At 71.1% G+C, this 13,029-nt stretch carries 11 protein-coding genes; 7 read left to right on the forward strand and 4 right to left on the reverse strand.

The annotated features are described in order from the left end of the window. Positions 1-319 precede the first annotated feature (319 nt). Positions 320-2,725, forward strand: coding sequence for a DNA helicase PcrA (gene pcrA / locus O3438_RS26540; RefSeq protein WP_269682382.1), 2,406 nt, complete (start codon positions 320-322; stop codon positions 2,723-2,725). Between the two features lie 71 nt (positions 2,726-2,796). Here the strand turns inward: pcrA and O3438_RS26545 are convergent, their stop codons facing one another. Together O3438_RS26545 and O3438_RS26550 are read right to left on the reverse strand one after the other, a co-directional pair. Further along, complete coding sequence (locus O3438_RS26545) at positions 2,797-3,579, reverse strand: M23 family metallopeptidase (RefSeq protein ID WP_269682383.1); 783 nt, start codon at positions 3,577-3,579, stop codon at positions 2,797-2,799. Positions 3,580-3,852: 273 nt separating this feature from the next. Then, the gene (locus tag O3438_RS26550) at positions 3,853-4,560 is read right to left on the reverse strand and encodes a M23 family metallopeptidase (protein WP_145778987.1); all 708 of its coding nucleotides are present in this window, start codon (positions 4,558-4,560) and stop codon (positions 3,853-3,855) included. A gap of 508 nt (positions 4,561-5,068) precedes the next feature. Between O3438_RS26550 and O3438_RS26555 the strand changes: the two genes are divergently transcribed. The 3 genes from O3438_RS26555 to sucD all read left to right on the forward strand — a co-directional run bounded on the left by O3438_RS26555 (position 5,069) and on the right by sucD (position 7,983). Further along, on the forward strand, positions 5,069-5,473 hold the full coding sequence (locus O3438_RS26555) for a cobalamin B12-binding domain-containing protein (protein WP_030491849.1): 405 nt from the start codon (positions 5,069-5,071) through the stop codon (positions 5,471-5,473). 441 nt (positions 5,474-5,914) lie between these two features. Further along, complete coding sequence (gene sucC, locus O3438_RS26560; RefSeq protein WP_269682384.1) at positions 5,915-7,093, forward strand: ADP-forming succinate--CoA ligase subunit beta; 1,179 nt, start codon at positions 5,915-5,917, stop codon at positions 7,091-7,093. A 2-nt stretch (positions 7,094-7,095) separates the two neighbouring features. Further along, on the forward strand, positions 7,096-7,983 hold the full coding sequence (gene sucD, locus O3438_RS26565) for a succinate--CoA ligase subunit alpha (RefSeq protein ID WP_269682385.1): 888 nt from the start codon (positions 7,096-7,098) through the stop codon (positions 7,981-7,983). A 64-nt stretch (positions 7,984-8,047) separates the two neighbouring features. Here the strand turns inward: sucD and O3438_RS26570 are convergent, their stop codons facing one another. Beyond that, positions 8,048-8,314, reverse strand: coding sequence for a DUF4190 domain-containing protein (locus O3438_RS26570; RefSeq protein ID WP_145778990.1), 267 nt, complete (start codon positions 8,312-8,314; stop codon positions 8,048-8,050). Positions 8,315-8,653: 339 nt separating this feature from the next. On the opposite strand from O3438_RS26570, the gene O3438_RS26575 reads away from it, so the two are divergent. Continuing rightward, positions 8,654-9,943 (forward strand): cell division protein PerM, encoded by a 1,290-nt coding sequence (locus tag O3438_RS26575; protein ID WP_269682386.1) that lies wholly within the window; start codon positions 8,654-8,656, stop codon positions 9,941-9,943. A gap of 55 nt (positions 9,944-9,998) precedes the next feature. Here O3438_RS26575 and O3438_RS26580 read toward each other — a convergent pair whose 3' ends face one another. Then, positions 9,999-10,499 carry a DUF4190 domain-containing protein gene (locus O3438_RS26580; protein ID WP_269682387.1) on the reverse strand — a complete coding sequence of 167 codons (501 nt, stop codon included), beginning with the start codon at positions 10,497-10,499 and terminating at the stop codon, positions 9,999-10,001. A 272-nt stretch (positions 10,500-10,771) separates the two neighbouring features. On the opposite strand from O3438_RS26580, the gene purN reads away from it, so the two are divergent. Together purN and purH are read left to right on the forward strand one after the other, a co-directional pair. Then, a complete protein-coding gene (purN, locus tag O3438_RS26585) occupies positions 10,772-11,392 on the forward strand; it encodes a phosphoribosylglycinamide formyltransferase (RefSeq protein ID WP_145778993.1) in 621 nt (206 codons plus the stop codon). After that, positions 11,389-12,960, forward strand: coding sequence for a bifunctional phosphoribosylaminoimidazolecarboxamide formyltransferase/IMP cyclohydrolase (gene purH, locus O3438_RS26590; RefSeq protein WP_269682388.1), 1,572 nt, complete (start codon positions 11,389-11,391; stop codon positions 12,958-12,960). The genes purN and purH overlap by 4 nt, the downstream gene beginning before the upstream one ends. Positions 12,961-13,029: the final 69 nt, after the last annotated feature.

The following is a 13,029-nucleotide window of genomic DNA, read 5'->3' on the forward strand; positions in this document are numbered from 1 at the left end:
TCTCGCACTGTGGTGCCCTGTGCCCCGGAACCGGGGACGGAAAAAGCCCCGGACTCCAGGAGCCCGGGGCTTTCGTAGGTCTGAATCGATCAGGCGCGACCTACGGCAGCCGGACTCCCGGTGCCGTAGTAAAAGTAGTAGCGCGCAGCGATCACGCCGTCGAGTATGCCCACGTCGGCGGCGGGCGCGCAAGCATTCGACGGTGCACCGGGGATCTTTCTTCGACGGGGCGCGCCGTGCGGTGGCAGCACGCGGTCGGGCACGAGCTGCTGAGCGCCGGAGACGCAGTGTCCGACCGGCGGCATAGACTTGTCGGGCGATGCATCCTCTCTTCGACATCCCCGCGTCCCCGCCTGCGCCGGAGTCCGCGCCGGCCCGCCCGGACCGGCCCCGGCCCGCCGCCGTCCGCCTCGATCCGCAGCAGCTGCTCGACGGGCTGAACGGGCCACAGCGCGACGCGGTCAGCCACGCCGGCTCGCCGCTGTTGATCGTGGCCGGCGCCGGGTCCGGCAAGACCCGGGTGCTCACGCACCGGATCGCGTACCTGCTCGCCGCACGGGACGTGCACCCCGGCGAGATCATCGCGATCACCTTCACCAACAAGGCCGCCGGCGAGATGAAGGAGCGCGTCGCCGCGTTGGTGGGCCCCCGGGCCCGCCTGATGTGGGTGTCGACGTTCCACTCCGCGTGTGTCCGGATCCTGCGCGCCGAGCACGAACACGCCGGTCTCAAGTCGACGTTCTCGATCTACGACGCGGACGACTCCCGCCGTCTGATGCAGTTGGTCGCCCGCGAGCTCGATCTGGACCCGAAGCGCTACCCGGCGCGCGGGTTGGCCGCCCAGGTCTCCAACCTCAAGAACGAGCTGGTCGACCCCGAGCAGTTCGCCGCACGGGCCACCGGGCCCAACGAGCGGGCCCTCGCGGAGGCGTACACGCTCTACCAGCGGCGGCTGCGCGAGGCGCACGCACTGGACTTCGACGACCTGATCATGACCACGGTGCACCTGCTCCAGTCCCACCCGCACGTCGCGGAGAGCTACCGTCGGCGGTTCCGGCACGTGCTGGTGGACGAATACCAGGACACCAACCACGCCCAGTACGTCCTGATCAAGGAGCTGGTCTCCGGCACCGACGGGCTGGCACCGGCCGAGCTGTGCGTGGTCGGCGACGCCGACCAGTCGATCTACGCGTTCCGGGGCGCGACGATCCGCAACATCCTGGAGTTCGAACGGGACTTCACCGACGCGCGCACGATCCTGTTGGAGCAGAACTACCGCTCCACCCAGACCATCCTCAACGCGGCCAACGCGGTGATCGACCGCAACACCTCCCGCAAACCCAAGCGGCTGTGGAGCGAGTCCGGCGCCGGCGAGCAGATCGTCGGCTACGTTGCCGACACCGAGCACGCCGAGGCCGACTGGGTGGCCCGGGAGATCGACCGGCTGGTCGACGCCGACGAGACCCGCCCCGGTGACGTCGCGGTCTTCTACCGCACCAACGCCCAGTCCCGTGTCTTCGAAGAGGTGTTCATCCGCGTCGGCCTGCCCTACAAGGTCGTCGGCGGGGTGCGCTTCTACGAGCGCAAGGAGGTCCGCGACGCGCTCGCGTACCTGCGTTCGGTGGTCAACGACGACGACACGGTGAGCCTGCGGCGGGTGCTCAACACCCCTCGCCGGGGGATCGGCGACCGCGCCGAGGCGTGCGTCGAAGCGCTCTCCAGCCGCGACCGGATCTCGTTCGGCGCGGCGCTGCGGCGGGCTCGGGAGGCGCCGGGCATCTCCACCCGAGCTGCCAACGGCATCGCCGACTTCGTCGCGTTGCTCGACGACGCCCGGGAGTTGGCCGAGACCGGCACCCCGGAGGAGGTGCTGGAGGCCCTGCTGACCCGCTCGGGCTACCTCACCGAGCTGGAGGAGAGCCTGGACCCGCAGGACGCCGGCCGGGTGGACAACCTCCAGGAGCTGGTCAGCGTCGCCCGGGAGTACACCGAGCGGATCGAGGCGCTGGGCGAGGAGGGGGAACGCGCCACCCTCGCCGGGTTCCTGGAGCAGGTGGCGCTGGTCGCCGACGCCGACCAGATCCCCTCCGACGACCCCGACCACCAGGGCGTGGTCACCCTGATGACCCTGCACACCGCCAAGGGGCTGGAATTCCCGGTGGTCTTCCTGACCGGGCTGGAGGACGGCGTCTTCCCGCACCTGCGCTCGCTGGGCGACACCCGCGAGTTGGAGGAGGAGCGCCGGCTGGCGTACGTCGGCATCACCCGTGCCCGACAGCGGCTCTACCTCTCCCGGGCGGTGACCCGCTCGGCCTGGGGGCAACCGTCCTACAACCCGCCGTCGCGGTTCCTGGAGGAGTTGCCGACGGAATTGGTCCACTGGGAGCGCACCGAGGGGTCGTACACCTCCTGGGCCGGCGGTGGCGGCGGCGTCGGCGGCCGCGCGGACCGCGCGCCCGGCGCGCGTGGCAACTTCACGGGGGGTACGCCGAAGGCGGCCCAGTTGGCCCAGCGGCTCGGCGTGGACGCCAGCCGGCTGACCACTGCCAGCGAGTTGCCGCAGGGGCCGAAGGTGGCCGCCGGGGACCGGGTCAACCACCAGCGGTACGGGTTGGGGCGGGTGCTCGCCGTCGAGGGGCACGGCCCGGGCGCCCGCGCGCAGATCGACTTCGGCGACCAGACCATGTGGCTGGTGCTACGGCACGCTCCGGTCGACAAGCTCTGACTCCGGCGCAGGTGACGGAAGGAGTGACCTCCGCTTAGGCACAGGTCACTCCTTCCGGCTGCGGTGGTCGTTCAGCAGCCCAGGTCGACGCCCCGGGCCCGCATGAACGGGGCCGGGTCGATCTGGTTCCACATGCCCTGGTGCACCTCGAAGTGCAGGTGCGGGCCGGTGGCATCGCCGGTGGCGCCCTCGTAACCGATGACCTGGCCGGCCTTGACCTTCTGCCCGACGGTGACCGCGATGCGGCTCTGGTGGGCGTAGTGGGTCAGGTAGCCGTTGCCGTGGTCGATGAAGACGGAGTTGCCGTACCCGTCGGAGGCGTCGCCGGCCTGGGTCACGGTCCCGGCGGCTGCGGCGTGGATCGGCGTACCGGAGGGCAGCGCCAGGTCGATACCGGCGTGCAGGGTGCCCCAGCGCTGTCCGTAGCAGGACGTGACGCCTGCGCCCGGCATCGGGTTGACCCAGGCGGGCGTGGGCTTGGTGGTCTTCTTCGGCTTCGGCTTCGGCTTCGGCTTGGCCTTGGCGGTGGCCGTCTTGGCGGGTGTCGGGCTGGCGCTGACCGCCGAAGGGCTCGCCGTGGGGCTGACCGAGGGGGCGACCGGCGTGCTCGACTCGCGGGCGGAGCGGTCCGCCCGGCTGCCGGCCTCGGCCCGGGACTGCGCGTCGAGGGAGACGGCGGTCGGTGCCGCGCGGTCGTTGCCGGTGGTGGCGACGGCGATGCCACCGAGGCCGAGGGCCACCAGGGCGGCTGCGCTGAGCACGATGAGGCGGTTCCGCCGGCCGGCGCGCTGCGGCTGCTCGGCCTGGACGGTGTCCGGGGTGGTCTCGTTCTGGACGGGGCTGTCTTCCTGCACGGCGGACCTTCACAGTCGAGGGGCACTTGACCTCGAAATACTGGTGTCGGGCCGCGTTGGGGTGGGCGCGGGGGACCGGATCACGGGCAGTGGACAACGTGGTGAGCGTCCATGTATGAGCCGTTCTGGTGTACTGCGTCCGGATAAGTGATCATCGGTAGGCGTGTCGCCGGTCACAGTCGTGATGGTGACCCGGCACACATCCGCCGCACGAACGCAACGAAAAACCGCCCAGATCGATCGATCCGGGCGGCCATCGGTCGGTACGCAGCGTCAGGACGCGGCTACCTCACTGTAAATTGCCTCGACTTGCAGCTTGATGTCCACTCCGCGCTCCTGGAGGTAGGGCACCGGGTCGATCGGCTGGCCCTTGACATGGATCTCCAGGTGCAGGTGGGTGCCGTACGCGTGGCCGGTCTGGCCCACCAGGCCGAGCTGGTCGCCGGCCTTGACCTGCTGGCCTTCCTTCACGCTCACTGCGGAGGAGTGGCCGTAGATGGCCTCACTGCCGTCGGCGTGCTGCACGATCACCGCGTTGCCGTACCCGCCGAACCAGCCGGCCTTGGTGACCAGCCCGTCGTGGATCGCGACGTAGGGAGTGCCCTCGCCCGCGACCAGGTCGACGCCGGTGTGCATCTTGCCCCAGCGCACCCCGTAGGGGGAGTTGAAGTCGTAGCCCTGCAGTGGCAGCAGCCAGACCTCGGGCTCGGCGCTGTCCTTGCTGCGGCTGTCCCGGGAGGCGCGGTCGGCGTTGTCCGCACGGGCCGCGGCGTCCTGGCTGGTGACCGACGCCTGCTTGAGCTCGTCGAGGACCGTCGGGCTGACGTCCTTGGCGTCCGGGAGGGCGCTCGCGCCGAGGGCGACGATGCCGGCCCCGACGAACGCGGTGGTGACGACCGCGGCGTAACGGCTGCGCGGTGGGGTGGGCACACGGCGACGACCGCGATATCGATCGGGCTCAGACGACAGGCGCTGGCGCACGCACACCCTCCGTTGTCGGGGTTCCGAGGCGGCCGGTGGGCGTTCGTGAAGCTCAAGTGAACGTCCGCTGACCGCGTCGTCACCCGTCCATGGACCTGATGACAACCGTGGACACGTTAGCCAACCACCAGGCGAGTCACAAGCTAGAGCGCCAAATTGGCGTGTCGTTCTGTCCGTTTGCGTCCATTATTGTCACGCATCGCGACGCCGAACGGTGCCCTCGATGCTGCCCGTTCGTCGCCGAGCGTGACCGATCCGGCGGACTCGTCCGACTTGACTACGGGCGGTTTCGGATCGCCACTGCGGGTAGTCCCGGGCGCAGCCCTCGCCGGGCGTGGCCCTCGCCGGTCGGCGACCCTTCCCGGATCGTGGACCTTCACGGCGGGTCGCTGCGCAGGCGGCGAACGGTGACCGAGCCGGCTATCCGGCCCGGATTTCCCGGGCCGGGTCCGCCGGGTTACCGTTCGTTCAGGTGAAGGCCCGTGAAGCCGGTGAAAGGTGTGCGCTGATGAGCTCTCGTATTCGGGTCGTCGTCGCCAAACCCGGCCTGGACGGCCACGACCGGGGCGCCAAGGTCGTCGCGCGTGCCCTGCGGGACGCCGGCATGGAGGTCGTCTACACCGGCCTGCACCAGACCCCCGAGCAGATCGTGGAGACCGCCATCCAGGAGGACGCCGACGCGGTCGGGCTGTCCGTTCTCTCCGGCGCGCACATGACCCTCTTCCGTCGGGTGCTGGAACTGCTCGGTGAGCGGGACGCCCGCGACATCGTCGTGTTCGGCGGCGGCATCATTCCGAACGGCGACATTCCCGAGTTGGAAAAGTTGGGCGTCGCAAAGATCTTCACGCCGGGCGCCACCACTCAGGCGATTGTCGAGTGGGTCCGACAGAACGTCGCGCAGCCGGTTTCCTGAGGCACGCCACGACGCTCACTCACGAGCCGGCGACCGAATGCGGGCACGGGGGAGGGGCCGGACGCACCCCTCACACGTCCGGCCCCTCTATGCACGATGCCCCGCCGCCACCCCTCGACCGACAGGGCATCGGCCGTCTCCCGTCATCGCGCTGTTCAGCGCTCCGACACCTGACTCAACGACGCCCCCACGGCCGGGTTACGCAAGCCGGGCAACATCGCCCGGACGGTGGATGGCGTCCGCGTCCTGAGCCGAAACCGGGCCGCCGGATGTCCGGTTGTGCATTACCGCACACCGCGCACCCGCTCGGTTGCCGGTGGTGCCGACCTCGCTAGGCTGCGGCCAATGGCCTGTTTCAACTGATGACAGGCGTCAAACTGTTTTCTGAACGCTGGTGGCGGCGCGACGGCGCGCCGCGGAGACGGGACGGGACGCGCAAACGTGGACCTGTACGAGTACCAGGGGCGGGACCTGTTCGAGCGGCACGGCTTGCCCGTGCTGGCCGGCGGCGTCGCCACTACCCCGGAAGAGGCCCGTGCGATCGCCGAACGCCTCGGCGGTCGCGTGGTCGTCAAGGCGCAGGTGAAGGTCGGTGGCCGAGGTAAGGCCGGCGGCGTGAAGCTGGCCGAGGGCGCCGAGGAGACGGTGGCCCGCGCCACCGATATCCTCGGCATGGACATCAAGGGTCACACCGTCCACAAGGTCATGATCACGGTGACCGCGGACGTGGCCGAGGAGTACTACTTCTCGTACCTGCTCGACCGGGCGAACCGCACCTTCCTCTGCATCGCCAGCGTCGCCGGCGGCATGGACATCGAGCAGGTTGCCGCCGAGACCCCCGACAAGGTCGTGAAGGCCCCGATCGACGCCGTGAAGGGCGTGGACGAGGCCAAGGCCCGTGAGATCGTGACCGCCGCCGGCTTCCCGGCCGAGGTCGTCGACCAGGTGGTCGAGATCGCCGTCGGCCTGTGGCAGGCGTTCGTCGCCGAGGACGCCACCCTGGTCGAGGTCAACCCGCTCGCCAAGAACGGCGACGGCCGCATGCTGCTGCTCGACGCCAAGATCAGCCTGGACGAGAACGCCGCGTTCCGGCACCCGGACCACGAGGCGCTCGTCGACCAGGCCGCCGTGGACCCGCTGGAGCAGGCCGCCAAGGCCAAGGACCTCAACTACGTCAAGCTCGACGGCGAGGTCGGCATCATCGGCAACGGTGCGGGTCTGGTCATGTCGACCCTCGACGTGGTCGCGTACGCCGGTGAGCGGCACGGCAACGTCAAGCCGGCCAACTTCCTCGACATCGGCGGTGGCGCGAGCGCCGCGGTGATGGCGAACGGGCTGGAGATCGTGCTCTCCGACCCGGCCGTGAAGAGCGTCTTCGTCAACGTCTTCGGCGGCATCACCGCCTGCGACGAGGTGGCGAACGGCATCATCCAGGCGCTGGCCCTGCTGGAGCAGCGCGGCGAGCAGGTCAGCAAGCCGCTCGTCGTCCGTCTGGACGGCAACAACGCGGAGGCTGGCCGGGCGATCCTGGACAGCGCGAACAACCCGCTCGTGCAGCGGGTGGACACCATGGACGGCGCGGCCGAGCGGGCCGCCGAGCTGGCAGCTGCGGGGGTCTGATCATGGCTATCTGGCTGACCAAGGACTCGAAGGTCATCGTCCAGGGGATGACCGGCTCCGAGGGTTCCAAGCACACCCGGCGGATGCTCGCCGCAGGCACCAACGTGGTGGGCGGCGTCAACCCGCGCAAGGCGGGTCAGACTGTCGACTTCGACGGCACCGAGCTGCCGGTCTTCGCGTCCGTCGCGGACGCGATGGCCGAGACCGGGGCCGACGTCACTGTCATCTTCGTGCCGCCGCAGTTCACCAAGGCCGCCGTGGTCGAGGCGATCGACGCCGCGATCCCGCTGGCTGTGGTGATCACCGAGGGCGTGCCGGTGCACGACACGGCCGCGTTCTGGGCGTACAACGTGGCGCAGGGCGAGCGGACCCGAATCATCGGGCCGAACTGCCCGGGCATCGCATCGCCCGGCGCGTCCAACGCCGGCATCATCCCGGCCGACATCACCGGCTCCGGTCGGATCGGCCTGGTCAGCAAGAGCGGCACGCTGACCTACCAGATGATGTACGAGCTGCGCGACATCGGCTTCTCCACCTGTGTCGGCATCGGCGGTGACCCGATCATCGGGACCACCCACATCGACGCCCTGGCGGCGTTCGAGGCCGACCCGGACACCGACGCCATCGTGATGATCGGTGAGATCGGTGGCGACGCCGAGGAGCGGGCCGCCGAGTTCATCAAGAGCAACGTCACCAAGCCGGTGGTCGGCTACATCGCCGGCTTCACCGCTCCGCCCGGCAAGACCATGGGCCACGCCGGGGCGATCATCTCCGGTTCGGCCGGCACCGCCGAGGCGAAGCAGGCGGCGCTGGAGGCTGTCGGCGTCAAGGTCGGTAAGACGCCGACCGAGACCGCCAAGCTCATGCGGGAGATCATGTCCGGCAACTGAGCCGGAACGGCAACAGCGAAGGGGGTCGACCGGAACCGGTCGACCCCCTTCGTCGTGCGGAGAGTCAGTCGTTGTTCCAGAACGGGTAGTTGCCGGTGAGCCGCAGGATCGAGCCACCGATGATGTTGATCACGCCGAACACGATGGCGAGGTAGCCGAGCACCGGCGACTGCCCGTTGCGCCGCGCGTCGCGGATGGACAGGTAGCCGAAGATGATGCCGAGGATGCCGCAGCAGATCAGACCCAGCACGATGCCGAGCACGCCCCAGAGGGTCGTCCGGTCCCGTCCCCGTGCCGGTGGGGGCGGGGGCGGCGGGTATGCGGTCGTCACAGCGTCCTCCGGGCGGTCGTGGGCGGTGTACCGACCCGGGCCGCGACCGGCGGGCCCGACCCGGGTGGCGGCGACTCGCGCCCCCTCAGGGCCGAGGCTAGACCGCACCGGGTGACCCGGACGCCGGTTCGGTGAACTCGCCGCCTCGGTACCGCAACGCCGGTAAGCGCAGCCGCCCACCCGCCCGCGCCCGCACGCGGTTCTTGGGCGCGGGCGGGTGGGCGCAGGGCTTGCCGGATGGTGGCCGAACGTCGCCTCGACCCGATCCCCCTTATGAAACGCGCCCTAGGAGGCGTTAACGGACTGCCACCGCCCGCGCGACGTGCCAGAGTAGAGCGGATGTCCCCCGTCACCCCTGACCGTCCCAGCCGTCCCGGCGGTGTGAGCGCCGACGACCGGCCGGTCAACCGTGCCGCGCCGTCCCGGCGGGTGCCCGCGCCGCGCGCGGGTGGGTCGCCGCGCGGACGTGCGCCGTTGCCGGTCGCCGCCGGGGTGGCGGCCGGCTGGGCCGCCCTCACCTCCTACCTGCCGGTCGCCATCGTGCTCGGTCTGGTCCAGCTCGGCACCGACTCGACCACCCTGGCCGGCACCCTGCGCACGGCGCTGGCCGGTTGGCTGCTCGGTCACGGGGTGCCGCTGCACACCGAGTCCGGTCCGCTCGGGCTCGCCCCGTTGGCGTTGACCGTGCTCGCGCTCTGGCGACTCAGCCGGGCCGGGGTTCACGTCAGTCGCGCGATCGGCGCCCGGGACACTCGTTCACCGCGCCGCGCGCTGCTCGCCGCGGGTGCTGTCGGCATCGCGTACGCGCTGCTCGGCGTGCTCGCGGCGGTGCTGGTCGGCGCCGGTGGGCCGGACGTGTCAGTGATCCGGGCGGCTGCCATGTTCGCGGTGGTCGGCGCGCTCGCCGCCCTGGTCGGCGCCACCCGGATCACCGCTGTGACCCGGGTGCTCGTCGCCCGGATGCCGGGCCCGGTCCGGGACGGCGTTCGCACCGGCCTGGTGGCGGGGCTGCTGCTGCTCGGCGCGGGCGCCGGTGCGGCCGGCCTGGCGGTGGCCACCGGCGGTGGCGACGCGGCGGACATGATCGGGGCGTACCGGACGGGGGTCGCCGGTCAGGCGGGGATCACCCTGGTCAGCGTCGCGTACGCGCCGAACGCGGCGATCTGGTCGACCAGCTATCTCCTCGGGCCGGGCTTCGCGGTCGGCACCGACACCGCGGTTCGTACCAGTGAGGTGTCGGTCGGCGCGTTGCCGGCAGTGCCTCTGCTCGCCGGCCTGCCGCGCGGCCCGGTGGACGGCTTCGGCGCGCTCCTGCTCGCGGTGCCGGTGCTGGCCGGGATGGTCGGTGGCTGTCTGCTGGCCCGCCGGGTGGCCCGACTCGCCGGGCCGGAGCGGGCCCCGCAGCGCTGGGCTGAGGTGCTGATGCCGGCGGCATTGGCCGGGCCGGTGGCCGGCGTGCTGCTCGGGCTGGTCGCCGCGGTGTCCGGCGGGCCGCTGGGCGCCGGACGGCTGGCGGAGGTCGGGCCGGTGGGCTGGCAGGTAGGTGCGGTGGCGGCCGTCGTCATCGCCGTCGGCGCGCTGCTCGGCGCTGCCGCCACCCGGGCGCTCACCCGCTCACCCGCCCAGTAGACGAGCCCGGGGCGCCCCGGACGGAATCCGGAACGCCCCGTAGCTGCGGGATTCGTCAGGGGTTGGTCGGCAGGCCGACGTTCAGCGCGACGCTCAGGATGATCGAGATGATGCCGAGCGCGACACCGACGGCGCCACAGATCAGGCCGGCCTTGGCCTGCCCGGCGTTGCTCGCCTGCCCCTGCGCCGCCTTCTGCCGGCCCAGGTAGCCGGTCACCGCACCACCGATGCCGACCGGGATGCCCAGCAACGGGCAGCAGGCCAGCGGGATCGACGCGATACCGAGGATCAGCGCCACCAGGCCGAGGGTGTTGTTCTGCCCCTGGCCCTGCGGGTAGCCGGCGTTCGGGTACGTCGGACCGCCCCCGTACTGCGGCTGCTGCTGGCCGTACGGGTCCTGGTACGGCTGCTGCTGGCCGTAGGGCTGACCGGACGTCGGCTGCTGACCGTACGGGGCGGCCGGCGGCTGGCCGTACGGGTTCTGCGGCGGCTGGGGCGCGGTCGGGTCGTTGGGCTGCTGGCCGTACGGGTCCTGGCCGGGGTTACCGGGTTGCATTCACAAGCTCCTTGAACTGGTTCCGTCAGTTACCACTGTTGTTTCCACCCATGATCGCTGTCACTCCTCGGAATGCACAGCGCGGGATCACGAGGACATCACCACGGTGCTGTCGATCGACGACTGCCGTTGACCGATCAGTGCTGGCGTGGACCGGCGCTGCTTTCGGCCGAGCGAGCGGCAGCGTACCGGGTCGATGCACGCCGACGCTGTCAAAGATCCGCGCGCCGCCCAGCCGAAGGGCGTCCTGACCTGCCCGATAGGGTGGCCCGGTGACCGAGCCCGCGCCTGTCGCCCGCATCGTCGTCCTCGTCTCCGGCTCCGGGAGCAACCTCCAGTCGCTGCTGGACGCCGCCGCCGACCCCGCGTACGGCGCACAGGTCGTCGCGGTCGGCGCGGACCGCGACGGCATCGCGGGCCTGGACCGGGCCGAAGCCGCCGGGGTGCCGACCTTCGTGGAGCGGGTCCGTGACCACGACACGCGGGAGGACTGGGACCGGGCGCTCACCGCGCATGTCGCGAAGCACCAACCCGACCTGGTCATCTCCGCCGGTTTCCTCAAGCTGGTCGGGCCGCACTTCCTGGCGGCCTTCGGCGACCGCTACCTGAACACCCACAACACTCTGCTGCCGGCGTTTCCCGGCATCCACGGCCCGCGTGACGCGCTCGCCTACGGCGTGAAGCTCACCGGCGCCACCCTCTTCTTCGTCGACGCCGGTATGGACACCGGGCCGATCGTCGCGCAGGTGGCGGTGCCGGTGCTCGACGACGACGACGTGGACACGCTCACCGAGCGCATCAAGGAAGCCGAGCGGCGACAGCTCGTCGAGCAGGTCGGCCGTCTGGTCCGCGAAGGTTGGACCATCACCGGAAGGAAGGTCACGGTTCCGTGAGTCCCACTCAGGACGGGCGCCGCCCGATCAGGCGGGCGCTGGTCAGCGTCTACGACAAGACCGGGCTGGTCGAGTTGGCCCAGGCCCTGCACACCGCCGGTGTGGAGATCGTGTCCACCGGCAGCACGGCGGGCACCATCGCCGCCGCCGGTGTGCCGGTGACGCCGGTGGAGACGGTGACCGGGTTCCCGGAGGTGCTCGACGGCCGGGTGAAGACCCTGCACCCGAAGGTGCACGCCGGCCTCCTGGCCGACCTGCGCAAGGACACGCACGTCACGCAGCTCGACGAGCTGGGGGTGGCGGCGTTCGACCTGCTGGTCTCCAACCTCTACCCGTTCCAGGCGACCGTCGCCTCCGGCGCCGGGGTCGAGGAGTGCGTGGAGCAGATCGATATCGGTGGCCCGGCCATGGTGCGGGCCGCCGCCAAGAACCACGCCTCGGTCGCGGTGCTCACCGACCCGGCCGGTTACCCGGCGCTGCTCGGCGCGCTCGACGAGGGCGGTTTCACCCTGGCTCAGCGCCGTGCGCTGGCCGCCCGGGCGTTCGCCGACATCGCCGAGTACGACGTGGCCGTCGCGCAGTGGTGCGCCCGGGAGCTGGCCCCGGCCGACGACACGTGGCCGGCGTTCGCCGGGTCGGCGCTGCGCAAGTCGACGGTGCTGCGCTACGGCGAGAACCCGCACCAGCCGGCCGCGCTCTACACCGACCCGGACGCCCCGGCGGGGTTGGCCCAGGCCGAGCAGCTGCACGGCAAGGAGATGTCGTACAACAACTACGTCGACGCGGACGCCGCGTGGCGTGCCGCGAACGACTTCGCCGACCAGCCGGCGGTGGCGATCATCAAGCACGCGAACCCGTGCGGCATCGCGGTCGGCGTGGACGTCGCCGAGGCGCACCGCCGGGCGCACGCCTGCGATCCGGTGTCGGCGTTCGGCGGCGTCATCGCTGTCAACCGCCCGGTCTCGGTCGAGCTGGCCCGGCAGGTCGCGGACATCTTCACCGAGGTGGTCGTCGCCCCCGGCTTCGACGAGGGCGCGGTCGAGGTGTTGCAGGGCAAGAAGAACATCCGGCTGCTGCGCGCGCCGGCCTGGACCCCGGCGACTGTCGAGTGGCGGCCGGTGACCGGCGGCGTGCTGACCCAGGTCGCGGACCGGGTGGACGCCCCTGGTGACGACCCGTCGAACTGGCAGTTGGCGACCGGCGAGGCCGCTGACGAGGAACTGCTGCGTGACCTGGCGTTCGCCTGGCGGGCGGTGCGCGCGGTGAAGAGCAACGCGATCCTGCTCGCCAAGGACGGTGCCACCGTCGGCGTGGGCATGGGTCAGGTCAACCGGGTGGATTCGGCGCAGCTCGCGGTGAGCCGGGCCGGCGCCGACCGGGCCCGGGGTTCGGTGGCCGCGTCGGACGCGTTCTTCCCGTTCGCCGACGGTCCGCAGATCCTCATCGACGCCGGCGTGCGCGCCATCGTGCAGCCCGGTGGCTCGATCCGCGACGAAGAGGTCATCGAAGCCGCGCGCAAGGCCAACGTAACGATGTACCTGACCGGAACCCGCCACTTCTTCCACTGACCCCGGTCAGCTCTGCGTCGATCATGAAGTTATCGCCCTGACACGCTGACGTGCAGGGCGATAACCGCA

The organism is Micromonospora sp. WMMC250 (genome assembly GCF_027460215.1).
In the GTDB taxonomy this organism is placed as follows: domain Bacteria; phylum Actinomycetota; class Actinomycetes; order Mycobacteriales; family Micromonosporaceae; genus Micromonospora; species Micromonospora taraxaci.